The organism is Rhodococcus sp. H36-A4 (assembly GCF_027158005.1).
Classification (GTDB): domain Bacteria; phylum Actinomycetota; class Actinomycetes; order Mycobacteriales; family Mycobacteriaceae; genus Rhodococcoides.
In genome coordinates this window covers 23243-47900 of the sequence record NZ_JAPVLQ010000001.1, presented here as the reverse complement: position 1 = coordinate 47900, position 24658 = coordinate 23243, and the positions used below count along the sequence as shown (strand labels likewise).

At 61.7% G+C, this 24658-nt stretch carries 19 protein-coding genes; 18 read left to right on the top strand and 1 reads right to left on the bottom strand.

What is annotated here, in order from left to right; all coding sequences use genetic code 11:
• The first annotated feature begins 53 nt into the window (after window positions 1-53).
• The 4 genes from mftC to O1W68_RS00090 are packed head-to-tail and all read left to right on the top strand — an operon-like array spanning window position 54 to window position 6308.
• Window positions 54-1304 (top strand): mycofactocin radical SAM maturase, encoded by a 1251-nt coding sequence (gene mftC / locus O1W68_RS00105; RefSeq protein WP_136169615.1) that lies wholly within the window; start codon window positions 54-56, stop codon window positions 1302-1304.
• Between the two features lie 12 nt (window positions 1305-1316).
• Window positions 1317-2495, top strand: coding sequence for a pre-mycofactocin synthase MftD (gene mftD, locus O1W68_RS00100; RefSeq protein WP_269300890.1), 1179 nt, complete (start codon window positions 1317-1319; stop codon window positions 2493-2495).
• 4 nt (window positions 2496-2499) lie between these two features.
• Complete coding sequence (locus O1W68_RS00095) at window positions 2500-4362, top strand: mycofactocin system FadH/OYE family oxidoreductase 1 (protein ID WP_269300889.1); 1863 nt, start codon at window positions 2500-2502, stop codon at window positions 4360-4362.
• Window positions 4359-6308 carry a mycofactocin system FadH/OYE family oxidoreductase 2 gene (locus O1W68_RS00090; protein ID WP_269300888.1) on the top strand — a complete coding sequence of 650 codons (1950 nt, stop codon included), beginning with the start codon at window positions 4359-4361 and terminating at the stop codon, window positions 6306-6308. Before O1W68_RS00095 ends, O1W68_RS00090 begins: the two co-directional genes overlap by 4 nt.
• A gap of 30 nt (window positions 6309-6338) precedes the next feature.
• Here O1W68_RS00090 and O1W68_RS00085 read toward each other — a convergent pair whose 3' ends face one another.
• A complete protein-coding gene (locus O1W68_RS00085) occupies window positions 6339-6833 on the bottom strand; it encodes a pyridoxamine 5'-phosphate oxidase family protein (RefSeq protein WP_269300887.1) in 495 nt (164 codons plus the stop codon).
• A 79-nt stretch (window positions 6834-6912) separates the two neighbouring features.
• On the opposite strand from O1W68_RS00085, the gene mftE reads away from it, so the two are divergent.
• The 14 genes from mftE to O1W68_RS00015 all read left to right on the top strand — a co-directional run bounded on the left by mftE (window position 6913) and on the right by O1W68_RS00015 (window position 24301).
• Complete coding sequence (gene mftE, locus O1W68_RS00080) at window positions 6913-7617, top strand: mycofactocin biosynthesis peptidyl-dipeptidase MftE (RefSeq protein WP_269300886.1); 705 nt, start codon at window positions 6913-6915, stop codon at window positions 7615-7617.
• 103 nt (window positions 7618-7720) lie between these two features.
• Complete coding sequence (gene mftF / locus O1W68_RS00075) at window positions 7721-9118, top strand: mycofactocin biosynthesis glycosyltransferase MftF (protein ID WP_269301737.1); 1398 nt, start codon at window positions 7721-7723, stop codon at window positions 9116-9118.
• A complete protein-coding gene (gene mftG, locus O1W68_RS00070) occupies window positions 9115-10584 on the top strand; it encodes a mycofactocin dehydrogenase MftG (protein ID WP_442972255.1) in 1470 nt (489 codons plus the stop codon). Before mftF ends, mftG begins: the two co-directional genes overlap by 4 nt.
• 127 nt (window positions 10585-10711) lie before the next feature.
• A complete protein-coding gene (locus O1W68_RS00065) occupies window positions 10712-12007 on the top strand; it encodes a helix-turn-helix domain-containing protein (RefSeq protein ID WP_269300885.1) in 1296 nt (431 codons plus the stop codon).
• A 94-nt stretch (window positions 12008-12101) separates the two neighbouring features.
• A complete protein-coding gene (adh, locus tag O1W68_RS00060) occupies window positions 12102-13625 on the top strand; it encodes an aldehyde dehydrogenase (protein WP_269300884.1) in 1524 nt (507 codons plus the stop codon).
• Window positions 13625-14176 (top strand): DUF779 domain-containing protein, encoded by a 552-nt coding sequence (locus O1W68_RS00055; protein WP_269300883.1) that lies wholly within the window; start codon window positions 13625-13627, stop codon window positions 14174-14176. The genes adh and O1W68_RS00055 overlap by 1 nt, the downstream gene beginning before the upstream one ends.
• Before the next feature lie 262 nt (window positions 14177-14438).
• A complete protein-coding gene (gene eat, locus O1W68_RS00050; protein WP_269300882.1) occupies window positions 14439-15878 on the top strand; it encodes an ethanolamine permease in 1440 nt (479 codons plus the stop codon).
• Window positions 15875-17287, top strand: a complete 1413-nt coding sequence (locus O1W68_RS00045) for an ethanolamine ammonia-lyase subunit EutB (RefSeq protein ID WP_269300881.1) — start codon at window positions 15875-15877, stop codon at window positions 17285-17287. The genes eat and O1W68_RS00045 overlap by 4 nt, the downstream gene beginning before the upstream one ends.
• Window positions 17284-18051: an ethanolamine ammonia-lyase subunit EutC gene (eutC, locus tag O1W68_RS00040; RefSeq protein ID WP_269300880.1), complete on the top strand. Its 768-nt coding sequence runs from the start codon at window positions 17284-17286 to the stop codon at window positions 18049-18051. Before O1W68_RS00045 ends, eutC begins: the two co-directional genes overlap by 4 nt.
• Window positions 18052-18104: 53 nt before the next feature.
• On the top strand, window positions 18105-19742 hold the full coding sequence (locus O1W68_RS00035; RefSeq protein WP_269300879.1) for an AMP-binding protein: 1638 nt from the start codon (window positions 18105-18107) through the stop codon (window positions 19740-19742).
• A gap of 41 nt (window positions 19743-19783) precedes the next feature.
• On the top strand, window positions 19784-21724 hold the full coding sequence (locus tag O1W68_RS00030) for an acetoacetate--CoA ligase (RefSeq protein WP_269300877.1): 1941 nt from the start codon (window positions 19784-19786) through the stop codon (window positions 21722-21724).
• Window positions 21725-21797: 73 nt separating this feature from the next.
• Window positions 21798-23255, top strand: coding sequence for an amidohydrolase (locus tag O1W68_RS00025; protein ID WP_269300876.1), 1458 nt, complete (start codon window positions 21798-21800; stop codon window positions 23253-23255).
• Complete coding sequence (locus O1W68_RS00020; protein WP_269300875.1) at window positions 23252-23866, top strand: TetR/AcrR family transcriptional regulator; 615 nt, start codon at window positions 23252-23254, stop codon at window positions 23864-23866. Before O1W68_RS00025 ends, O1W68_RS00020 begins: the two co-directional genes overlap by 4 nt.
• Window positions 23867-23875: 9 nt before the next feature.
• Window positions 23876-24301, top strand: coding sequence for a PPOX class F420-dependent oxidoreductase (locus O1W68_RS00015; RefSeq protein ID WP_269300874.1), 426 nt, complete (start codon window positions 23876-23878; stop codon window positions 24299-24301).
• Window positions 24302-24658 lie beyond the last annotated feature (357 nt).

Below are 24658 nucleotides of genomic sequence, written 5' to 3'. Positions count from 1 at the left end.
GGAAGCAGCCCCTTCCATCGTCTCGCCACACCCATACCGAAGAGGACAACCCGATGACCTCCATGCTTGAAAGGCCTGCGCCACCGCCTGCGGTCGGCAAACTGGTCGATCAGTTCGAACTCGGACTCGACGCACCCATCTGTCTGACGTGGGAACTGACTTACGCCTGCAACCTGTCTTGTGTTCACTGCCTGTCCTCATCCGGCCGGCGTGATCCCAACGAGCTCTCGACCGAGCAGTGCAAGTCGATCATCGACGAGTTGCAGAAGATGCAGGTCTTCTACGTCAATATCGGTGGCGGTGAGCCGACGGTTCGAAGCGATTTCTGGGAACTCGTGGACTACGCGACGGCCCATCAGGTCGGCGTCAAGTTCTCCACCAACGGCGTCAAGATCGACAAGAAGGTCGCTGCCCGCCTGGCCGCATCCGACTACGTCGATGTGCAGATTTCCATCGACGGCGCCACTGCAGAGGTCAACGATGCAGTTCGCGGGCCCGGATCCTTCGACATGGCGATCCGCGCCCTCGAGAATCTGCAGGAGGCGGGGTTCAAAGACGCGAAGATCTCTGTAGTCGTCACCCGCCACAACGTGTCGCAGCTCGATACATTCAAGGCGCTGGCGGACAAATACGGTGCGACGCTTCGGATCACGCGGCTACGCCCGTCGGGACGTGGCGCCGATGTGTGGGACGATCTGCATCCCACGGCCGGCCAGCAGCGAGAGCTGTACGACTGGCTGGTCGCGAACGGCGAGGGCGTATTGACCGGAGACTCTTTCTTTCACCTCTCGGCCTTCGGCGACGCGCTACCAGGCTTGAACCTGTGCGGCGCTGGGCGAGTGGTGTGCTTGATCGATCCGATCGGCGACGTCTATGCCTGCCCGTTCGCTATCCACGAGAACTTTCTCGCCGGAAACATCGTCCGCGATGCTCGTCCCGCGACAGCGACATCTGCGGCTATGGGCGGTTTCCAAACTGTATGGCAGACGTCCGAATTGTTCCAGGAACTGCGGTCCCCACAAACCTCCGGCGCATGTACCAAGTGCGCACATTTCGATTCGTGCCGCGGTGGCTGCATGGCAGCGAAGTTCTTTACCGGCCTCCCCATGGACGGCCCTGACCCCGAATGCGTGATCGGCAACGGCGAGATGGCGTTGGCGGCGGCGGGGGAAATCCCCAAGTCCAGCGTCGACCACTCCCGTACCGGGCAGCGTAAGACACCGAGAGCGTCGGTTCCGCTCACATTGATGATGCGGCCACCGGCCAAGATCTGCGACGAGAATCCTCTCGCAGGAATGGAATAGGAACATATAGCTATGGCCAAGAGTGAGTGGTTCGAGACCGTTGCCGAGGCGCAACGGCGTGCCAAGAAACGTCTTCCGAAGTCCGTGTACGCCGCACTGGTGGCGGGCTCGGAGCGGGGCATCACCGTCGACGACAATACGGCGGCATTCGGTGAGCTCGGCTTCGCGCCGCATGTTGCCGGATTGTCGGACAAACGTGATCTGTCGACAACGGTCATGGGACAACCACTCTCGTTTCCGGTCATGATCTCGCCGACGGGTGTGCAGGCCGTGCACCCGGAAGGCGAGGTCGCTGTGGCCCGTGCCGCAGCTGCTCGCGGAATCCCGGTCGGGTTGTCCTCTTTTGCGAGCAAATCCATCGAAGAGGTCGCGGCAGTGAACCCGCAGACGTTCTTCCAGATGTATTGGGTCGGCTCTCGGGAGGTTCTGCTTCAGCGCATGGAGCGGGCACGTGCGGCCGGCGCGGTCGGGCTGATCATGACGCTGGACTGGTCGTTCTCCAACGGGCGCGACTGGGGCAGTCCGTCGATCCCGGAAAAGATGGACCTCAAGGCGATGTGGCAGTTCGCACCCGAAGGAATCACCCGGCCGAAGTGGTTGTGGGAGTTCGCGAAAACCGGGAAGATCCCTGACCTGTCGACGCCGAACCTGACCCCACCCGGGGGCACTGCGCCCACATTTTTCGGTGCGTACGGCGAGTGGATGGGCACCCCGTTGCCGACCTGGGAGGACGTCGCCTGGCTACGTGAGCAGTGGGGCGGGCCGTTCATGCTCAAGGGAGTCATGCGCGTAGACGACGCCAAGAAGGCAGTCGACGCCGGAGTCACCGCCATCTCGGTGTCCAACCATGGTGGCAACAATCTCGATGGCACTCCCGCGCCGATCCGCGCGCTGCCTGCGATCGCCGAGGCAGTGGGCGACCAGATCGAGATCACTCTCGACGGCGGCATCCGTCGCGGTAGTGACGTCGTCAAGGCAATCGCGCTCGGTGCTCGTGCTGTCATGATCGGCCGGGCGTACCTGTGGGGTCTTTCGGCGAACGGTCAGGCCGGAGTGGAGAACGTTCTCGATATTTTGCGGGGCGGCGTCGACTCTGCTGTTCTCGGACTCGGTCACTCCTCGATCCATGACCTGACTGCGTCCGACGTGGTCATGCCGTTGGGGTTCGACCGAAAGCTTGGTGCAGAGTAGAGAGGTGACTCTGCTGACGGAGCCGATCGTCCTCGGTGGGCGGTCGGCTGCCAGTCGCGTGATGTTCGGTCCGCACGCTACCAATCTGGCCGATGGACGGGCTTTCTCGCCAGAACTGGTCGAGTATTACCGCCGTAGGGCGGGCGTCGGGATCATCGTCACCGAGAATGCGTCGGTGCATCGGTCGGACTGGCCTTACGAGCGAGCGCCTCTGGCATCGGAGTGCGGGCCGGGTTGGCAGGCTGTCGTCGATGCGTGCAGACCGAACGGAACGCTCGTCCTGGCAGGTCTCACTCACACCGGGTCCCAAGGTTCGACCGCGTACTCGCGGGAGGCACTGTGGGGGCCCTCGCACGTCGCCGACGTGGCTTCGCGTGAGTTGCCGATGGCGATGGAACCGGAACACATCCGTGCCGCGGTGGATGGATTCGCTGCCGCTGCGCGCGTTGCTGTCGATGCAGACGTCGACGGCGTCGAACTCGATGCAGGCCCGTCGAGCTTGATACGGCAGTTCCTCTCCGGCCTGACCAATCTACGAGAAGACGAATTCGGTACCGACCGAATGCTGTTCGTACGAAACGTGATTGCTGTAGTGCGGGCCGAGCTCGGGCCCGATCGCATCCTTGCGCTGCGGCTGAGTTGTGACGAGGGAGCGCCGTGGGCGGGTATCACTCCCGCGATCGGTGCCGACATCGCCCGCGAGATCGCGCCGGACCTGGATCTGCTTACCGTCGTTCGAGGTGGGGCGATGGACATGTCCTCCTATCGCCCGGACTTCCACACCGAGCCTGGGTTCAACCGCGACCTGTGCCGATCGGTATCCGACTCCGTCGACGCCGTGGTTCCCGTTGTTCTGCAAGGCAGCATCGTCGATACGGTGATGGCCGATGCCGCACTCTCCGAGGGCGTTGCCGACATCGTCGAGATGACACGCGCGTTGATTGCCGATCCCGATTTGGTATCGAAGTCGCGAGCCGGTGCGAGCCCGCGGCCGTGCATTCTGTGCAATCAGAGTTGTCTGGTTCGGGATCCGCGTAACCCGACCGTGGCGTGCATCGGACGAGCAGGCGATGACCCGGAGCCGGACGGTGCAGGCAAGGTGCTGGTGGTGGGTGGTGGCCCCGCTGGTCTCGAGGCAGCACGTGTATTGGCCCTGCGGGGTCGGACGGTCACCTTGTACGAGCGTAAACCCGTAGTGGGGGGCCTGTTTTCGCTCACGAGCATCGGGGAGGCGTTGACAGACTGGCTCGCCGCCGAGTGCGTCCATCTCGGGGTCGATATCGTGACCGGGATCGAGATCGAACCCAGCGATCTCGAGGCAGAAAAGGATGTCGTCCTAGCAACCGGCAGTGTGCCGAGTCCGCGATCGTTCGAGGTGGCACCAGGCGTGCATTACCTCGATTCCGGCGCTGTTCTGGGCGGTGCAGCACTCGACGAGGGGCCCGTTGTCGTGTGGGATCCGGTCGGTGGTCCCGTGGCTGTCGCACTTGCAGAGCGTTTTGCACAGGACGGTAAAGACGTTTCCGTGGTGACTGTCGATCAGACCATCGGTCGACACCTTTCCTTGTCCGGTGACCTCGCTCCGGCCAACGTTCGGCTGCAGCGCGCGGGCGTCCAGCGTCATCTATTGTCCCGAATTCTGCGTGTCGGCGACGGCGGCGCCGAGGTCGAGGACATACATACCGGGCAGCGTCGCAAGATCGAATGCGCAGTGGTAGTGGACTGCTCGCATCGCTCTGCTGACGATTCCTTGTACGGTCCGAGGCGAGTGACGATAGGGGACTGCGTCGCGCCTCGTTCTGCGGCGGAGGCCATTCGAGACGGATACGACGCCGGAGTGCAGAAGCCCACGGTGTCTGCGCGATGAAGTATCCGCGGCTGTTCGACTCTCTCGACATCGGTCCGTCGACGCTGCGGAACCGAGTTGTCTTCTCCGCGCATTTGACCAACTTCGCCGAGAATGGACTCCCGACGGATCGCCACGCCGCCTATTACGCAGCTCGCGCCGCAGGCGGGGCTGGATTGATCATCGTCGAGGAACAGTCCACACACCCGTCGGATCAGCCGTACGAGAAGATGATCCAAGGATATCGCCGAGCGGTGATACCTGGATATCGAGCGATCACGGACGCCGTACACGCACATGGAGCCCTCGTTCTGGCGCAGGTCAACCACAATGGTGGACAGTCGTCGGGAATGTATTCGGGGCGCGCGGTCCTCGCACCCAGCGCCGTCCCCGATCCGCTCTTTCGCGAGGTGCCGCATTCCCTCGACCGGGTCGAGATCGGCGAGTTGACAGACGCATACGTGCGCGTCGCCGAGCATTGCAGGGACGGCGGATTCGACGGCGTGGAGCTGCAGTGTTCACAGTCCTCGTTGATCCGAATGTTCCTGGCGCGTACGACGAACCATCGCACCGACGAATATGGAGGGAACCTCGAAGGGCGAGCGAAATTTCTGGTGGAGGTTCTCTCGGCGGTTCGCGCAGCGTTGGGACCCGAGATGATCGTGGGGGTGAGGTTGAGCGGGCAGGAATACATCGAGGGGGGCATCGGTCTGGACGAGGCCGTGGACACCGCTGTTCTGATCGAACGAACCGGTTCTATCGATTACATCAATACCGCAATCGGCGTGGCGACCTCGACGCTCCACCTGATCGAGGCATCGATGGCGACGCCCCATGGTTACGCGAACTTCGTTCCCAGCGCGATCCGAGAGCGGGTGTCGTTGCCGGTGATCGGGGTCGGACGATTCACCACGCCGGAGATGGCCGAGCAGGCTCTTGCCGACGGGGTGTGCGATCTGGTCGGCATCGTTCGCGGCAACATTGCAGATCCGGAGTTCGCGAACAAGGCACGTGAAGGCCGTGCGCGAGAAGTCCACACCTGCCTTTCCTGCAATCAGGACTGCATCGGACGCGTCGGGATGAACGCCGCACTGGGATGCGTCGTAAACCCCAGCGCCGGAAGAGAATTCTTGACCGTTCCGCCGTTGCCCGCGGTGAAACAGCGAGTCCTGATTGTTGGAGGGGGACCTGCAGGACTGCAGGCGGCATCGACTGCTGCACACGCAGGGCACGACGTCACGCTGTACGAACGTGAGCCACAGACCGGGGGACAGGTCCGGACCGCTGGACGGGCACCCCACCGAGCCGAATTCGCTGGTGTCGTCGATGTTCTCGAAGCGGAATGCCGCGCCCGCGGCGTCAAAATTCGAACGTGCGTGGAGGTCGACAGAATGCTCGTCCTGACGCAGAAGCCGAATGCGGTGGTGATCGCGACAGGGGCGAGTCCGGTGCGCCCCGTGTGGGCAGGTTCCCACGATCATGTCGTCGACGTCCGTGAGGTCCTCGACGGCACCGTGGCTTTGTCAGGTCGCGTCCTGATCGTCGACGAACTGAGTTTCCACCACGCGACGTCGACGGCAGAATTTCTGGCCGAACGCGGCTGTCAGGTGACGGTATGCACGCCGGGGATGGTCGTCGGGCAGGATCTCGGGCTCACGCTGGACATGGAAGGATGGCGACGGCGAACGCACGGACAGTCGATCACGTGCCTGACCGATGTCGTCCCGGTCCAGCTACAGGCCGGCCTCGATGTTTCGCTGCTCCATCACCCCACCGGTGTGACGGCGAACCACCGGTTCGATTGGATCGTCTGCTCGCTCCATCAGAAGCCGGATGACGCACTGTGGAACGAGCTTAGGGGCGAAGGGTTTTCGGTCGTCCGCATCGGCGACGCCGTCACACCTCGCCGACTGGATTCGGCGATACGTGAGGGGGATCTGGCGGCGAAGGGCCTTGCATCGACGTGACCATGCAGTCGAGACGAACGAACAATTCCGCTACAAATCCACGGTGTCGTTGGTTCCCATATCTGGCTTTTCCCCGGTGATTCGGGATTTCGCGTAGGCGATCAATGTCGAGACCTTCGACCCGGGTGCCGACCAGTATTCGGCGCCTTCGGCCTCGACCCTGATCAGAACGACCTCTTCGGACTCGGGCCCGTTGTCGAACCACGCTGCAGCTGCCTGATTCCACAGGTCCTTCTTTTTCGATTCATCGAGAACGATGTCGGCGCTGCCGGACAACGAAACCCAGGCGGCTCCCGACTGGAATGCAACGTTGACGGAACTGTTCGCTCGCACGTCCAAGACCTTGCGTGAGTCATTACGAGCGAAGAACCATAGATTCCCGTCGAATTCTGTCTCCTGCAACGCCATCGGCCTCGACAACAGGTGCCCATCGCGCCCATGGGTGGTGAACATACAGAGTTTCGAGGCACTCATGAGGCCGGCTACCTTTTCGACGCCGGCCGTTCGGTCTTCAGTAGATGTCATGCAGAGGTGCTTACCCCAGACCTCGATCGGCAAACGCCGATGGGAGGGTGACGATCGGCTATCCGATAGCATCCACGGAATGCTGCCGCCACCCGCCTCCGAGCCGTTGCGACTAGGCATCGGTGGGTGGACGCGAGTGCACGACGCTCAGACCGTCGTCGTGCCCGTCGGATCGTTCGAGCAGCATGGACCGCACCTGCCGATGGACACCGATACCCGCATCGCCGAGGCGCTCGCGATGCGGCTGCCCGGCACTGTTCTTGCTCCGGCTATCGCATATGGAGCAAGTGGGGAGCACGAGGGTTTTCCCGGGACCGTATCTATCGGTTCGGACGCGCTGCACGCGGTTCTGGTCGAGTACGGACGCTCGGCGTGCCGTTGGGCCGAACGTGTCTTGTTCGTCAACGGTCACGGCGGCAACGTCTCGACGCTGATCTCGGCCGTCGGACTGCTGCGTTACGAGGGACGCGATGTCGCGTGGCTACCCTGTGCTGTTCCCGGCGCGGACGCGCACGCCGGCCGGACCGAAACTTCACTGCTGCTCTATCTTTCACCCGACGTCGTCGACATGTCCCGTGCGGAGGTAGGAAATACCGACACTATCGATTCTTTGCTTCCACGCCTGCGTGCGGGGGGTACGAAGGCGGTATCGCCCAACGGGATTCTCGGTGACCCGCGACTGTCCAGCGGGGATGAGGGGGAGGTCGTACTGCAGGATATGTGTGCACGGGGCAGCGCTGCGGTGAGTCGGTGGGCACCGTCCGACAGCGGAATGTTGACGTGATTCGGGTTCCCGATCCGGCCGGTCGAAACCGGCTTCGAGTATGTTCCTCGAAATTTAGGGCAGTGGATGACACATCGGCGCAATGTCCGCTTACGATCACCTGATGGGTCAAGGTCGGTTACCTGATGGATTCGGGGTGCGAGTCGATCCGCGTGTTCGCAAATACTCCGACGGTCGAGTGTTGATCGGTGGTTCACCGACCAGAATGTTGAAGCTTGCACCTACCGCGGCCGCCATGATCGGCGACGGTTTTCTCGAGGTCACCGACTCGCAGTCGGCGCTCGTTGCTCGCAAACTTCTGGACTCGGGAGTAGCCAACCCGCGGCCGATGTCCATTCCGTCTCCGCAGGATGTGACTGTCGTCGTTCCGATGAAGAACAATGCCTCCGGTCTCGGCAGGTTGCTTCCTGCGCTCCACGGCTTGAACGTCATCATCGTCGACGACGGATCCGACGAGCCAGTGACCGCGCCGCCGATGGCCTGGAGCGTCGGTGGGGTGACGGTCCTACGTCACGAGACCTCGCGAGGGCCTGCAGCAGCTCGAAACACGGGACTTCGGAGTGCAACAACGGATTTCGTCGCATTTCTCGACTCGGATGTCGTTCCCCGAAAGGGGTGGCTCGAGGTAATGCTGGGGCACTTCTCGGATCCGGCGGTGGCGCTGGTCGCTCCTCGTATCGTTGCCCTCGAACCCGAGGGCAACGCCTTGGCCAGGTATGAGCATGCTCGCTCCTCTCTCGATCTCGGTCGCCGGGAAGCTGCTGTTCGGGCGGGTAGTTCGGTGTCCTACGTTCCCAGCGCAGCCATGTTGATACGCAGGCACGTAGCCGAGGAATGCAATGGGTTCGACGAATCCATGCATGTCGCCGAGGACGTCGATCTGTGCTGGAGGTTGCAGGAAGCCGGGTGGCGATTGCGATACGAGCCTGTTGCGCACGTTGCTCACGATCATCGAGTGACATTCGGGCGGTGGTTCGGCCGCAAACTGTTCTACGGCACCGGCGCCAGCCCTCTTGCCGAGCGTCACCCCGGAATGGTGCCGCCGATTTCGATGTCACCCTGGACCCTGATCGCCACCTTGTTGGCTATCAGTTTCACCAAGCTCGGGCTGCTGGGTGCGCTGGCGACTCTCGCAGTGACCATCGGTCGACTACGCAAGATGTTCATCGGTCTCGATCAGCCCACGCGCATCGCCGCGATACTCGCCGCCGAAGGATTCATTGCAGGGATTTGGCAACTTGCATCGGCGATGTGTCGGCATTATTGGCCGATAACCCTGCTTGCAGTGTTGCTTTCGAGCCGAATCAGGAAGATCGCACTCGGACTTGCCGTCGCCGAAGCGCTGGCCGACTGGTACAACCACCGCGAACTCGGTGGCTTGGATCCGCTACGGTATGCCTTCTTCAAGCGGGTCGACGACATCGCGTACGGCTCAGGCCTATGGCGAGGTGCCGTCGAGTCTCGGAGCTTGAAGGCGTTGACTCCGCGCATGGACACGTGAGCCCGCTGGAGACTTCGTACGCCGATGTGATCGTCGTAGGTGGCGGCTCTTGTGGCTCCGTTGTGGCATCGCGAGCTAGCGCGAATCCGGATTGTCGGGTAGTGCTTCTCGAAAGTGGGCCCGGGCTCTCGAGCGATGGGACGTATCCGCCGGAGATCCTGAACGCACATGTCCTACCGGTTGGGCCCTCGAGCCCTTGGACGTCGTCGTATCGTGCGGAACTGACGCCGGAGATCACCCGCTGGATCTCACGGGGTCGAGTCCTCGGAGGCTCTGGTGCAGTCAACGGCGGGTACTTCGTGCGGGGTAGGCCGCGAGACTTCGATGCCTGGCCGGCTTCCTGGTCTTACGACGAGGTGTTGCCTTTCTTTCTGAAGTCGGAAACCGATCTGGACTTCTCGGGCGAGTGGCACGGTCGAGGTGGTCCGATGCCGGTAGCGCGGACCCCTCGCAGGGCACAAAACGAGTTCACGAAACTGTTTCACGACGCGGCGACGACGCTCGGCTACCCCCGGGATCCGGACATGAACGATCCGACTTCCTCGGGCGGAATCGGCGCGGTTCCACTCAATGTCGTCGACGGCCGCAGAGTGAATGCTGCTGCAGCGTATCTACTCCCGGTACTCCACCGATCCAATCTGGATGTCTTCACTGAATCCACGGTCGTTGCAGTGCTTTTCGATCGAACCAGTGCAGCGGGTGTGGAAGTAGTTCGTAACGGACGTGTTTCAAGGATTCTGGCTCCCCAGGTGGTTCTGTGTACTGGGGCGGTCCGTACTCCGCAGCTGCTCATGCTTTCGGGGATCGGTCCGGCAGATCATCTTGCGGGGCTAGGAGTTCCAGTCGTTTTGGATCATCCGTACGTGGGCCGCGAGTTCAGTGATCATCCGGAAGTCGGCGTCCACTATCGAACACCGTTGCCCTTCGAACCTGCATCGCCCCTTCAGGAGGTGCTGCATGTCGATGATCTGGAAATACGTCCGTACACAGCGGCATTCGATCGACTGATCCCCGGACTGCCGATCGGTGACCCGATGATCGGTATCGGCCTGATGACGTCCGACAGTCGCGGCGACATCACGTTGGTGTCAGCGGACCCCATGGATGGCCCGCTCGTGAGATATCGATATTTGGAATCGGCGGGCGATCGTCGCGCAGTCCGGGCAGGACTCGATCGTGTTGCCGAATTGATCGGACGGCTATCGAGGCGCCATCCGATCGAGGTGCTCGATGTCCTCGGCGACCCTCTGCAGAGTCGACTGGGTACCTCGCTTCATCTCTCGGGGAGTTGCGCGATGGGCAACGACAACGGCGTTCTCGACGATAGGTTGCAGGTGCGGGGGTTCGAGGGTCTGATGGTGGCTGACACATCTGCCTTTCCAGCTGTTCCTACGCGTGGACCGCATGCGACTGCAGTCATGCTCGCCGAGCGTGCTGCGGACTTCCTTTCGGCGTCCGTCACGTAAGGCCTCTTCTCGAGGTATGAGCTGTCGACCACACGCTCGAGGCTGGGCGCGGTAAAGTCATGGCTGTACCCTGAACTGTGTGAGCTGCGTTACAGTGGCGTGAACATGTGGGAAGGCGTGCATCGGAATGACAGCTAGATTTCCAGGGCAGGGCAACCCCTGGATTGCCGTTCGCCCAGGTGAAGACGTCGATGTTCTCGCCCGTCAGATGTCCACCGCACACCGACTCTTCGTCGACGACGAACCGCCGTCGTCCGATTCCGTCCGATCGGTAGTCCTGGACTCGTGGCTGCGCAGCCGAACCAAGGGTGTGAATCCGGACGGTGGAAGCGATTCGCTCGCCCTTTCCGGCGCCGAACTCGAGCGATATCGCGACGGTCACCCGATGTCGATCATTAGGCCGGTCATCCGCAAGCTGCTCGTCGAGGACGCAGCAGACACCGGTCTACTGGTTGCGATTTCCGATGCCGAGGGCCGGTTGTTGTGGGTGGAGGGCGATGCGACCGCCAAGGATCGCGCTCTCACCATGAACTTCGCCGAGGGTGCCGATTGGAGTGAAGAGTCCAAGGGAACCAATGCGCCGGGGACGGCGCTCGCCATCGATCATTGCGTCCAGATCTTCGCGGCCGAGCATTTTTCCCGTTCGGTGCACGAATGGAGTTGCTCGGCGGCTCCGGTGCATCATCCGACGAGTGGACACATTCTCGGCGCTATCGATATTACCGGTGGTCCGAGAGTTGCTGTGCCCGAGGTGCTCTCGCTGATCCGTGCGACCGTGGCGGCCGCCGAGTCCGAGCTTCGGGTACATCTGATGAATTCACCGAAGTCGCTGGGGGACACAGCCCCTCGGCTCGAAGTGCTGGGGAGTGGGCGGCCAGGGTTGGTGCGTGGCAGCGGTAGGATGGCGCTGTCGCAACGGCATGCGGAAATATTGTTGCTGCTGGGTGATCATCCTGAAGGTCTCAGCTCGGATCATCTCGCTGTGCTACTCGATGAACACGAGCTCGACTCCGTGACGATCCGTGCCGAGATGTCGCGTCTGCGGAAGACCTTCGGCGCGTCCGGGCTCGCATCTCGACCGTACCGATTGGTCGGGGAACTGGCCTCGGACGTAGGTGATATTCGCCGGGCGCTCGACCGTGGTGACGTCGAGGCAGCGATGCGGATCTACTCGGGTCCGGTGCTTCCTGGATCTTCGGCGCCTGGCATCGACGAAATTCGCGAAGAACTGCGATCCAGGATGCAAGCAGCCCTGCTTCGTGTCGGTGACCCTGTCTTGCTTGCCCAGTGGACCTCCTCGATCCACGGTCGTACCGACGTAATTGCCTGGGAGGCGTATCGGGCCACTTTGAACGCAGATTCTGCGCTTTACGGCCAGGTCAACGCACGTATCGATCTACTCGACCGTCAGTTGGGTGTCTGATTCGATCCATGCGCACCGCAGCAACGTAGTTGCAACGTTGCTCGACCTAGTGTTCTGAATCACATCAGTTCGGTTGATCAGAAGGAGTCACTAGATGTCCGTCTATGCCCGTCCCGGTACGGCCGAAGCAATCATGTCGTTCCAGCCACGCTACGAAAACTGGATCGGTGGAGAATGGGTTCCGCCGGTCAAGGGGCAGTACTTCGAGAACCCGACCCCCGTCACCGGTGAGAACTTTTGCGAGGTTGCTCGCTCGACCTCCGAGGACATCGAGCTGGCTCTCGATGCTGCGCATGCCGCCGCTCCCGCATGGGGTAAGACATCCGCTGCCGAGCGCGCCGTGATCCTCAACAAGATCGCGGACCGAATCGCCGAGAACCTCGAGTCAATCGCGCTCGCCGAGTCCTGGGACAACGGCAAGCCGATCCGCGAAACCCTCAACGCCGATATCCCCCTGGCAGTGGACCATTTTCGTTACTTCGCGGGTTGCATTCGTGCACAGGAAGGTTCGCTTTCCGAGATCGACAACGACACCGTCGCTTATCACTTTCACGAGCCACTCGGTGTGGTCGGCCAGATCATTCCCTGGAACTTCCCGATCCTCATGGCGGTCTGGAAGCTCGCGCCCGCACTTGCTGCCGGTAATGCCGTCGTGCTCAAGCCTGCCGAGCAGACGCCGGCCTCGATCCTCCATTTGATATCGATCATCGGTGACCTCCTGCCGCCGGGAGTGCTCAACATCGTCAACGGTTTCGGCGTCGAAGCAGGCAAGCCACTTGCCTCCAGCCCCCGGATCGCAAAGATCGCCTTCACCGGAGAAACCACCACAGGCCGCCTGATCATGCAGTACGCGTCGCAGAACCTGATTCCGGTCACACTCGAGCTCGGTGGCAAGAGCCCCAACGTCTTCTTCTCCGACGTCCTTGCCCACAACGACGACTACCAGGACAAGGCGCTCGAAGGCTTCACGATGTTCGCGCTCAATCAGGGTGAGGTGTGCACCTGCCCGTCGCGTTCCCTCATCCAGGCCGACATCTTCGACGAGTTCCTTGCCCTCGCCGCGATCCGCACGAAGGCTGTGCGTCAGGGTGATCCGCTGGACACCGAGACGATGATAGGTGCACAGGCCAGTAACGATCAGCTCGAGAAGATCTTGTCCTACATCGAAATCGGCAAGGGTGAAGGTGCGCAGGTCGTCACGGGCGGCGAGCGCGCCCAACTCGGTGGAGATCTCAACGGTGGCTACTACATGCAACCGACGATCTTCACCGGCAAGAACAACATGCGGATCTTCCAGGAAGAGATCTTCGGGCCGGTCGTTTCGGTGACGTCGTTCAAGGATTACGACGAGGCCATCGACATCGCGAACGACACGCTCTACGGACTCGGGGCGGGAGTCTGGTCGCGAGACGGAGGAGTCGCCTACCGCGCCGGCCGCGACATCAAGGCTGGTCGAGTGTGGACCAACACCTACCACCAGTACCCGGCACACTCCGCGTTCGGTGGGTACAAGCAGTCGGGTATCGGACGTGAGAATCACAAGATGATGCTCGATCACTACCAGCAGACGAAGAACCTTCTGGTGAGCTACGCCCAAAAGGCTCAGGGCTTCTTCTGATGGCCGGCAGGCCTGCGGCTCCGGCCCCGCCTGCGCGTCTGCGAGCAACCGCCGGGGCGATGGAGCTTCTCTGTCGCCTCGGTGGTACCCACGGCGAACTGATGATGCATCAGTCCGGCGGGTGCTGTGACGGGTCGTCGCCGATGTGCTATCCCGCAGGGGAATTCATCGTCGGTGACCGGGATGTGTTGTTGGGTCTTCTGGATCTACGTCTCGGCGTGGGAGATATCCCGGACGACCTTCCCGAAGGCAGTGACGCCGTTCCGGTATGGATATCTGGTTCTCAGTTCCAAGCGTGGAAGCACACTCAACTCGTACTGGACGTCGTGCCGGGACGCGGTGGAGGCTTTTCCTTGGAATCACCCGAGGGCGTACGTTTCCTCAGTCGAGGACGTGCGTACACGGCAATAGAGAACGACCTTCTCGAGCAGTATCCGCCTCTTGTCGGCCTCGACTGGGAAGAGGGGCGCAGGCCCGAAGTTCCCGACGACATCCTGGTGGTTGCCCAAGCTGCCGATGCATGCCCGGTACCCGGGATGCTCCAGGGCTGACGTCGTTCCGAGGTCGAACCGTCGATCGCGCGCACGCTCTGGTGACTGGAGCGTGCGCGCGAGACCGAGAGGGTTGTTGTAAACGCTGTGCTGACAGTCGCGGAACCGGACGAGGGTGACATCGGTGACGTCAACCGAGTGACGTAGTACGCCGTAATTCTTTCGTCATCGAAAGATGACATCTCGCTTACACAGCGGGCCTACCTTGAGCCGACTCGCGCAACCCACGCGCGAGAACCTCCACTTGCACGAGAGGATTTTCATGTCTGTCAGCGATCCGACGGCATCACATCACGGCGGTGTCGATTCACACGTCGAAGGTGGCGACTACCTCGCCAAACGAACGTTGAAGAAGGGCACGGCCGGTTGGGTTCTCCTCGCCGGACTCGGCGTCAGTTACGTTATCTCCGGGGACTATTCGGGGTGGAACTTCGGTCTCGAACAGGGCGGATTCGGTGGGCTTCTCATCGCGGGCGTACTGATCGCGGGAATGTATTTGGCGATGGTGCTCGGGATGGCCGAGATGTCCTCGGCGCTTCCGGCCGCGGGAGGCGGCTACACCTTCGCCAGGCGTGCACTCGGGCCGTGGGGTGGGTTCGCCACCGGTACGGCAATTCTTATCGAATACGCGATAGCTCCGGCCGCGATCGCCACCTTCATCGGGGCCTACGTCGAATCCCTCGGCCTTTTCGGAATCACCGATGGATGGTGGGTATATCTGGCGGTGTACGCCATCTTCATCGGCATCCACCTCACCGGCGCTGGTGAAGCGCTGAAAATCATGTTCGTCATCACCGCCATCGCGTTGGTCGGATTGGTGATCTTCGTCCTCGCCGCACTCGGCAAGTTCGACGCGAGCAACCTCACCGACATCGCCCCGACGGATGCAGCAGGCGCGTCGAGCTTCCTGCCGTTCGGATACCTCGGAATCTGGTCAGCGGTCCCATTCGCCATTTGGTTCTTCCTCGCAGTGGAGGGAGTGCCGCTCGCCGCGGAGGAGGCCAAGGACCCGACCAAGAACGTCCCGCGCGGAATTATCGCTGCGATGGGCATCCTGCTCGTCACCGGGGCCTCGGTGCTCTTCCTCGTCACGGGCGCAGGCGGGGCCGAGGCGATGCAGTCCTCCGGCAATCCACTCGTGGAAGCGCTCGGCGACAGTGGAGCAGCCAAGGTAGTGAACTACATCGGACTTGCCGGTCTCGTCGCGAGCTTCTTCTCGATCATGTACGCCTACTCGCGGCAGTTGTTCGCGCTCTCTCGTGCCGGATATCTACCGAAGACGCTCTCTGTCACCAACTCTCGCAAAGCTCCAGTCCTTGCCCTCATCGTGCCCGGCGTCATCGGTTTTCTGCTTTCGCTGACGGGACAGGGTGCGATGTTGCTCAACATGGCAGTGTTCGGCGCCGCGTTGAGTTACGTTCTGATGATGATCAGCCACATCGTGCTGCGTCGCAAAGAACCGGATATGGAACGCCCGTACCGCACTCCCGGTGGCATCGTCACTACCGGCTTCGCGCTGGTAATCGCAGCGTTGGCCGTCGTCGCAACGTTCCTGGTCGACAGTACTGCCGCGCTCTGGTGCCTGGGAGTATTCGCTGCTTTCATGCTGTACTTCGGTATCTACAGCCGCCATCACCTGGTTGCGAACTCGCCCGACGAAGAGTTCGCAGCGTTGGCGAAGGCAGAAGCAGAGCTCGAATGACCATCTACACGCAGCAGATATCGGGCACCACCTACCAGTTCGACTCTCTCGTGGAACTGATGGCCAAAGCGACGCCTTTGCGCTCGGGCGACGAATTGGCGGGGTGCGCAGCACAATCCGACGCAGAGCGTGCCGCAGCACAGTGGGCACTGTCGGAAGTCTCTCTCGGAGTATTCCTGCAGGACCTTGTGGTTCCCTACGAAAGCGACGAAGTCACCAGACTCATCATCGACTCGCACGACCGAGTCGCGTTCGGCGCAGTCTCGCATCTCACGGTAGGGGGACTCCGTGACTGGCTTCTGAACACCGCCGCCTCGACCTCGGCTGCTGCGACGCTACGCGCAGTGGCACCCGGGCTCACCCCCGAGATGGTGGCGGCGGTCAGCAAGATCATGCGGAACCAGGATCTGATCGCAGTGGCACGTGCTGTCGAGGTCACCGCAGCATTCCGCACGACGATAGGCCTGCCGGGAACCCTCGCGACGAGGCTGCAACCTAATCATCCGACCGACGATCCACGCGGTATCGCGGCGGCAACGTTGGACGGGTTGCTGTTGGGGTCGGGGGACGCCGTCATCGGAATCAACCCGGCAACCGATTCACCTCACGCGACGTCGGATCTATTACATCTCCTCGACGACATTCGTCAGCGCTTCGAGATCCCGACCCAGTCCTGCGTCCTCTCGCACGTCACGACGACGATGGAGCTGATCGAAAAAGGTGTTCCCGTCGACCTGGTCTTTCAGTCCGTCGCGGGCACCGAGGGCGCTAATTCTGGTTTCGGCGTGGATGTTTCGCTCCTCCGTGAAGCCAACGAAGCAGGTCGATCGCTGCACAGGGGAACCGTCGGCAACAACGTCATGTATCTCGAGACCGGCCAGGGTTCAGCGCTGAGCGCCGGCGCGTACCTTGGAATGGGAGGAAAACCAGTCGATCAGCAAACGCTGGAGACGCGGGCTTATGCGGTATGTCGCGACCTGGAACCGTTGCTGGTCAACACCGTCGTCGGATTCATCGGACCCGAGTATCTGTACGACGGTAAGCAGATCATCCGCGCCGGCCTCGAGGACCATTTTTGTGGAAAGCTGCTCGGCCTACCGATGGGTGTCGACGTGTGCTATACGAACCACGCCGAGGCCGACCAGGACGATATGGACACACTGTTGACGCTGCTCGGAGCGGCCGGAGTGGCCTTCGTTATCGCCGTTCCCGGTGCGGACGATGTGATGCTCGGCTATCAGAGTTCGAGTTTTCACGACGTCCTGTACGTGCGCCAGGTGCTGGGGTTGAAGCCCGCGCCCGAATTCGCCGTCTGGCTCGATCGCCTGGGCATGGTGGACTCCCATGGCCGGATACTCGACGTCGATGCAACGGGTTCCCCGTTGCGAGCGCTGACGGGTACGCGATGACCGAGATCGAACCCACCGACTTCTGGGCGGACCTGAGGCTGAGTACGCAGGCACGAATCGGATTGGGCCGCACCGGCGATTCACTGCCGACGCGACGGGTTCTGGAGCTCAGATCTGCACATGCCGCGGCTCGCGACGCCGTCCACACGCCACTCGAGGTGGACTCTTTCACCGTCGCCGTCGAGCGGGTCGGGCTCGGTGCTCCTGCCATCGTGACATCGAAGGCGACATCGCGCGCGGAGTACCTCCGCAGACCGGATCTCGGCCGAGAGCCCGAGGATCTGTCTTCGATCACGCCGGGGAAGTTCGACATCGGATTCGTGCTGAGCGATGGACTCTCGCCGCGCGCACTGACCGATCATGGAACCTCGATGTTGGAGGCTCTTGTGGAGGAATTGGCAGACCTGTATTCGATGGCCCCGCCGGTAATTGCGACCGAGGCTCGGGTGGCACTGGGCGATCACATCGCAGAGGCGATGGGGGTGCGCACTGTCGTCGTGTTGATCGGTGAACGCCCTGGGCTGTCGGTGGCGGACAGTCTGGGCATCTATCTCACTCATCTGCCTGCGCCAGGCAGATCGGACGCCGACCGAAACTGCATCTCGAACATTCATCCACCAGAAGGATTGGGCTATCGACAGTCCGCCAAGATCGTTGCCGGACTCGTGCGGGGTGCGCGCCGCCTGGGACGTTCGGGTGTGGCACTGAAGGACACTTCCCGAGCGGACGTTCTCGAATCCTCGGAAACCATGACACTCGACTGAGTACCCCTCTTCGGGGGTAGTCCTCAGTGATCCAGCTCACTATCGTGTAAGTCATGGAGAGACTCAGTCATGCGTCAGGAGCGTCGTCTCGGCCGCTGCTCGAAGACACTATCGGAGCAAACCTGGATCGAACTGCATCGCTGTACGGTGGGCATGATGCGTTGATAGATGTCGTGTCCGACCGACGGTGGACCTATTCGGAGTTACTCGCGGACGTAGAGCTGTTGGCGGCGGGCCTGCTGGAGCAAGGCGTCGTGAAGGGTGATCGCGTCGGTATATGGGCGCCGAACTGCCCGGAGTGGGTATTGGCGCAATACGCGAGCGCCAAAATCGGAGCCATTCTGGTCAATATCAATCCGGCCTACCGTACGCACGAGTTGCGGTTCGTACTGAAGCAATCAGGCGTGTCGGTCCTGTTGTCGGCGCAGGAGTTCAAGGGAGCGGACTACGCGGCCATGATCGAGGAGGCCCGTCCGAAAGCTCCTGATCTGCGAGAAGTCGTCTACATCGATAGCTTCGGGTGGGAATTGATGACCGACCGCGGGCACCGCGCGCTGGCCGATCGACCACGAATGGTCGCCGACGTGCAGGACCAACTGCGGGTCGACGATCCGATCAACATCCAATACACTTCGGGTACAACAGGATTCCCCAAGGGTGCCACGCTGAGTCACAGCAACATCCTGAACAACGGATTCTTCGTCGGCGAGTTGTGCCACTACACCGCCGAGGACCGAGTGTGTATACCGGTGCCGTTCTATCACTGCTTCGGCATGGTCATGGGAAACCTTGCCTGCACAAGTCACGGCAGCGCGATGGTGATCCCTGGGCGTGCATTCGAACCTGCTGCCACGCTCGCGGCCGTCGAGAAGGAGCGGTGCACATCGCTGTACGGAGTTCCGACGATGTTCATCGCCGAACTTGCACTGCCTGAGTTCGATTCGTTCGACCTGTCGAGTCTGCGCACCGGCATCATGGCCGGTTCGCCGTGCCCTGCGGAGATCATGAAGCAGGTGATCGACAGAATGGGAATGAGGGAGGTGTCCATTTGCTATGGCATGACCGAGACTTCGCCCGTCTCGCTTCAAACTCGCAGCGAGGACACCATCGACCAACGAGTCTCGACGGTGGGTGCAGTAGGTCCACACCTCGAGGTGAAGATCGTCGACCCGACGACCGCGGAGACCGTATCGCGCGGTGAGCCGGGGGAGCTGTGCACACGAGGCTATTCCGTCATGGCCGGGTACTGGCAAAATCCAGAAAAAACTGCCGAAGCCATCGATGCCGAAGCGTGGATGCACACCGGTGACATCGGTGTCATGGATGCTGACGGTTACGTCGCCATCACTGGGCGGATCAAGGACATGGTTATCAGAGGGGGTGAGAACATCTACCCCCGAGAGATCGAGGAGTTTCTGTACTCCCACCCCGATATCCTCGATGCTCAGGTGATCGGAGTTCCCGATGTGAAGTACGGGGAAGAACTGATGGTGTGGATCAGAATGCGGGACAACGCAGTGCCGCTCGATGCCGCTGCGGTTCGAGCATTCAGCGAGGGCAAGCTTGCTGCCTACAAGATCCCGCGATACGTGCACGTCGTCGATGAATTCCCGACAACGGTCACCGGAAAGGTGCGGAAAGTCGAGATGCGTGAGAAGTCCATCGGAATGCTGGACATTCAGTCGCAGTGACTCGCGACGCGGATCGGGCGCCGTCGGGAATACTGGATCATATGACCGATACGCAGTGGACGCCGTCGACCGAGGACATCGAAAATGCTCGCATCACGGACTTTCAACGCTACGTGCAACGGCGACACGTTCTCGACCTGACCGACTATCGATCGCTGTGGGCATGGTCCACCGAGAATCTCCCCGATTTCTGGCGCGCGGTATGGGACTACTTCGAGATCATCGCCGCCGATCAACCCATCGCAACTCTCGAATCGACCGACATGCCAGGGGCACAGTGGTTCACCGGTGCGACCCTGAACTACGTCGACCAGGTCGAGCGGCACGTCCGAACCGATCGGCCTGCGATCCTGCACGCACACGAGGACGGAACGGTCACCAGACTCTCCTGGCATGAGTTGGCTCGGCAGGCAGCATCGCTGGCCGAGACGTTGAAGTCACGAGGCGTAGCGAAGGGAGACCGCGTCGTCGGCTACCTTCCCAACATTCCCGAGACCGTCATCGCGTTTCTTGCGGTGGCAAGCATCGGTGCGGTGTGGTCGGCCTGTGGACAGGACTACTCCGCATCTGCCGCATCGGATCGCTTGGGGCAACTGGATCCGAAGGTGCTGATCAGCGCCGATGGATATTCCTACGGCGGCAAATTCCACGACAAGACTGCGGACGTGAGCGCGTTGCTCGAGAACTTGCCGACGGTCGATCTCGTCGTCCAGGTCGGCGCGCATGTCACGGCAGGATCCATCACATGGGACGAGGCCACTGCCGGAGAGTGCGTGTGGACCAGCGTTGCCGTTCCTTTCGACCACCCGCTGTGGATAGTGTTCTCCTCGGGTACCACGGGATTGCCCAAGGGGATCGTGCACAGCCATGGTGGAGTGCTGCTCGAACATCTCAAGTCCGTTGGGCTGCAATCGGATATCGGACCGAACGACACGTTCTTCTGGTACACGAGCCCCAGTTGGATGATGTGGAATTTTCAGGTGGCAGGACTCCTCGTCGGTGCCACCATCGTGACTGCGTCCGGTAGCCCGGGTTTCCCGACGGCCGATGCGCTGTGGAAAATCGCTTCTGCACAGAAGGTCACCTTCCTGGGAACCAGCCCGGGGTACGTGCTGTCCTGCATCAAGGCGGGTTCACACCCCGGTGAAGATCACGACCTCGGTGCGCTGCGGGCGATCGGCATCACCGGGTCTTCGCTACCGGCCACATCGTCGATCTGGTTGGCGGACAACATCAGCCGTGACGTCCCGGTATTCTCGATCTCCGGTGGGACCGATGTCGTCTCGGCGTTCGCAGGTGGGGTGCGTACGGTGCCGGTATGGCCGGGTGAACTGTCGGCCCCGTACCTCGGCGTCGCGTTGGCCGCGTACGACAACCAGGGTCGCTCGGTAACCGGCGAGGTAGGCGAACTCGTCATCACCGAGCCGATGCCGTCGATGCCCAGTCGGTTCTGGAACGACGAGGACGGATCGCGCTATCACGACGCGTACTTCGATACCTTCGACGGAGTGTGGCGCCACGGAGACTGGATTACCGTCACCGAGCATGGCAGCGTCATCGTTCACGGGCGTTCCGATTCGACGTTGAACCGCAACGGTATTCGAATGGGTAGTGCCGACATCTACCAGGCCGTCGAATCCTTACCCGAAGTGGTCGAATCCCTCGTCCTCGGTGTCGAATTCGATGACGGTAGTTATTGGATGCCGTTGTTCGTAGTGCTGGCCGAGGGTGTCGAACTCGATGAGCCGCTACGGGGACGGATCAAGGCGGTCATCAAGGAGCAGGCATCACCTCGGCATGTACCCGACGAGATCATCGCCGCTCCCGGAATCCCACACACCAGGACGGGGAAGAAGCTCGAGGTTCCGCTCAAACGAATCTTTCAGGGCGATGACGCCGCACGCATTCTCGACCGCTCGGCCGTCGATGCACCGGATCTGGTGGATTGGTTCGTCGAACGTGGACGAGATCGCAATCGCTGATGCTTCACCTTCTTCGGAGACTCCCACTCGGCCGGCCCACGCTTTCACGGCACGAGTGTTCTAGAGTCCGGAGGTGCTGATCAGAAACGTGGTTCTCGCCGCGGGCGGCCCGACCTTCGAAGTGCAGACGGTTGGTGGTCGGATCTCCGAGGTGATCCGGGCCGGGGTCGCATCGCGCGCTACAGAGGGCGAGATTGTCGACGGTCGAGGAGGGGCGTTGTTGCCCAGTTTCGTGGACAATCACGTGCATCTGACGCAGTGGACCGCATCGTCGACGCGGATCGATGTCTCGGACGTAGATTCTGCCGCCGCCGTCGCGGACATCCTTACGCGCTCCGAGGAACGGCACGGTCATGGAATCTTGCGCGCCCAAGGTTTTCGCGACGCGCTGTGGCCCGACGTGCCACACAAGGATGTGCTGCAGAGGGCCCTACCGGACCGCCTCGTGGCGATAACGAGCATGGATTTGCACACGCTGTGGCTCAGTCCGGCACTTCTGGACGAACTGTCCATCGATCATCCGACGGGGATATTGCGCGATCACGACTGCATGGAAGGTCTCGGTGCTCTCGACCGGTTGGCCGATACCGAGCAAGGTGATCGCAGCGTCCTCGACGCCACCGCCGAATTGGCTCGACGAGGCATCACCGCCGTGACCGATTTCGAGTACGCGGACAACAGAGCTGTCTGGCTGCGTCGCGCCGAGGTCGGACAGTCGTCCGTCGACGTGTCCATCGCGGTGTGGCCGGAATGGCTCGAACACGAGTTGTACGTCGGCGCGAGGACCGGCGATCGCATCGGTGACGGGCGGCATCTTTCACTCGGCCCGCTGAAAGTGATGTTCGACGGTTCACTGAACACCCGAACCGCATGCTGTCACGAGGCGTATCCCGACGGTTCCGGAACCGGCATACTTCTCGAGACACCCACAGACCTTCGCGCACTGATGAGGCAGGCATCCGAAGGCGGGATCCAGTCGGCTGTTCACGCCATCGGTGACCGCGCGAACTCACTCGCACTCGACGCATTCGAGGCCATCGGAGTTGGTGGGCGGATCGAGCATGCTCAACAGGTCCTGCCGGCCGACGTGCAGCGGTTCGCCGCGGCAGGCGTCGCAGCATCCATCCAGCCTCAACATGCAATGAGCGACCGTGACGTCGCGGATGAACTGTGGCGTGGTCGAGCCTCGATCTCGTATCCGTATGCCTCGCTACATCGCGCGGGCGTGGAGCTGCTGTTCGGCTCCGACGCCCCGGTCAGCCCGCCGTCGCCGCTCGATGCCGTCGCCGATGCCGTGTGGCGTACCGACGACGATCGCCGGCCGTGGCAGGTCGAGGAGGCGCTACCGCTGGACGTCGCCTTGGCCGCGGCCTGCGGTGGCCGCCGATCGGTCGGAGTCGGGGATGTGGCGGATCTGGTGATACTGGCCGAACACCCCGCGAATCTCGGAAACCGCGACCTGCGCGCGGATCCGATTCTGGCCACTGTCCGCGCAGGAAAGGTCACATTCGAGCAGGCTGGTCCACTATGAGTGGAGATGCGGAGCGAGGTAGTTGGCGCATCTACGAGGGCTCGGTGCTACCCGCGCCGCTGGCTGCGGCCCTCGCCGCGTTCGTCGAGCAGGGTTACCACGGGGCTTCGGTGCGTGAGATCGCAGCTCGCGCCGGACTGTCCGTACCAGGGCTTTATCACCATTTCCCGTCGAAGCAGGCCCTTCTGGTGGGGCTGATGAAGGCCGCCATGGCCGATTTGCTCCAACGGTCGAGGATCGCGGAAGCAGAAGCTGGGACTTCGCCCAGCGCCCGGTTCGATGCCGTCGTCACTTCGTTGCTCTTGTTCCACATGTATCGCCGGGATCAGGCGTTCATCGGATCGACCGAGATCCGCAGCCTCGAAGCCGACAACCGAAGTGACTACATAGGTCAACGCGACGAGCAACAGCGCATGCTCGACACGATCGTCCACGACGGCGTCGAGTCGGGCGATTTCGACACTGAGCATCCGAAGGATGCCTCTCGGGCGGTGACGACACTGTGTGTCGGAATCGCAGGATGGTATCGGCCCGACGGTCCACTCTCGGCGCCAGAACTTGCAGCAGTGTATTCGACCATCGCACGGAGAATTGTCGGTGGTAGTCGATAGTCTCGCGAGATGACAACACTGGCGGATAGTGAGGTTCGTGAATTTCTCGGTTACGGCACGAGAACCGGCAAGCTCGGTTACGTCGCGGCGGACGGGCGGCCACTGGTGGTGCCGATCTGGTTCGTTCTCGCGGACGAGACGATCGTGTTCAACACTGGTGCCGATACGGCGAAGGGGCGCGCGATCGCACGTGACCCGCGTGTCGCGTTGTCGGTGGACCTCGAAGAGCCGCCCTACGGATTCGTGCAGATCCAAGGAATCGCCACGACGTCCGAGGAGCCGGAAGACCTTGTGCGTACCGCCACCGAGATCGGGGCCCGATACATGGGAGCCGACCGCGCCGCAGAGTTCGGCAAGCGCAACGGGGTGCCCGGTGAACTGGTGGTTCGTATTCATCCGACCAAGGTCATCGCCTCACTGGACATGACCTCCTGAGCGGGTGTTCGCACAGGCCTCGCCGAGTTGGAGTCGATCGTCGGCAGCACTGTAGATTGGACCGGTGCCGAATTCAGGAAAGAAGAACAGCGGCGTGATCTCAGATCGCCGGCTCGTGCACACTGCCGAGCGTTCGGCCGACCGTATAGATGTTGCTGGCGGGGGCCCAGCGGATCAGTAAGCAGATGTAACGATCGCAACCGGATTCGGAGATGTACTGCAAGGTAACTTGGCTCTGATCGGTGTGCGTTCTTTTCGACTGCGCAACGAAGAATGAGATTGTTGTATTCGGTGCTTGATCGTCCGCTGCACTCAGAAGTCGATCAGGGGCGTGTGATTGTGGGAAAGAGAGGCTTC

What these genes read in the sequence shown, in the direction of transcription:
- O1W68_RS00030 (WP_269300877.1), top strand. Translation starts at nt 19,784, where the DNA reads ATGACCGATACGCAGTGGACGCCGTCGACCGAGGACATCGAAAATGCT.
- adh (WP_269300884.1), top strand. Translation starts at nt 12,102, where the DNA reads ATGTCCGTCTATGCCCGTCCCGGTACGGCCGAAGCAATCATGTCGTTC.
- mftF (WP_269301737.1), top strand. Translation starts at nt 7,721, where the DNA reads ATGGGTCAAGGTCGGTTACCTGATGGATTCGGGGTGCGAGTCGATCCG.
- O1W68_RS00065 (WP_269300885.1), top strand. Translation starts at nt 10,712, where the DNA reads ATGACAGCTAGATTTCCAGGGCAGGGCAACCCCTGGATTGCCGTTCGC.
- O1W68_RS00035 (WP_269300879.1), top strand. Translation starts at nt 18,105, where the DNA reads ATGGAGAGACTCAGTCATGCGTCAGGAGCGTCGTCTCGGCCGCTGCTC.
- O1W68_RS00020 (WP_269300875.1), top strand. Translation starts at nt 23,252, where the DNA reads ATGAGTGGAGATGCGGAGCGAGGTAGTTGGCGCATCTACGAGGGCTCG.
- mftE (WP_269300886.1), top strand. Translation starts at nt 6,913, where the DNA reads ATGCTGCCGCCACCCGCCTCCGAGCCGTTGCGACTAGGCATCGGTGGG.
- eutC (WP_269300880.1), top strand. Translation starts at nt 17,284, where the DNA reads ATGACCGAGATCGAACCCACCGACTTCTGGGCGGACCTGAGGCTGAGT.
- mftD (WP_269300890.1), top strand. Translation starts at nt 1,317, where the DNA reads ATGGCCAAGAGTGAGTGGTTCGAGACCGTTGCCGAGGCGCAACGGCGT.
- O1W68_RS00090 (WP_269300888.1), top strand. Translation starts at nt 4,359, where the DNA reads ATGAAGTATCCGCGGCTGTTCGACTCTCTCGACATCGGTCCGTCGACG.
- O1W68_RS00015 (WP_269300874.1), top strand. Translation starts at nt 23,876, where the DNA reads ATGACAACACTGGCGGATAGTGAGGTTCGTGAATTTCTCGGTTACGGC.
- O1W68_RS00045 (WP_269300881.1), top strand. Translation starts at nt 15,875, where the DNA reads ATGACCATCTACACGCAGCAGATATCGGGCACCACCTACCAGTTCGAC.
- O1W68_RS00055 (WP_269300883.1), top strand. Translation starts at nt 13,625, where the DNA reads ATGGCCGGCAGGCCTGCGGCTCCGGCCCCGCCTGCGCGTCTGCGAGCA.
- eat (WP_269300882.1), top strand. Translation starts at nt 14,439, where the DNA reads ATGTCTGTCAGCGATCCGACGGCATCACATCACGGCGGTGTCGATTCA.
- mftC (WP_136169615.1), top strand. Translation starts at nt 54, where the DNA reads ATGACCTCCATGCTTGAAAGGCCTGCGCCACCGCCTGCGGTCGGCAAA.
- O1W68_RS00085 (WP_269300887.1), bottom strand. Translation starts at nt 6,833, where the DNA reads ATGACATCTACTGAAGACCGAACGGCCGGCGTCGAAAAGGTAGCCGGC.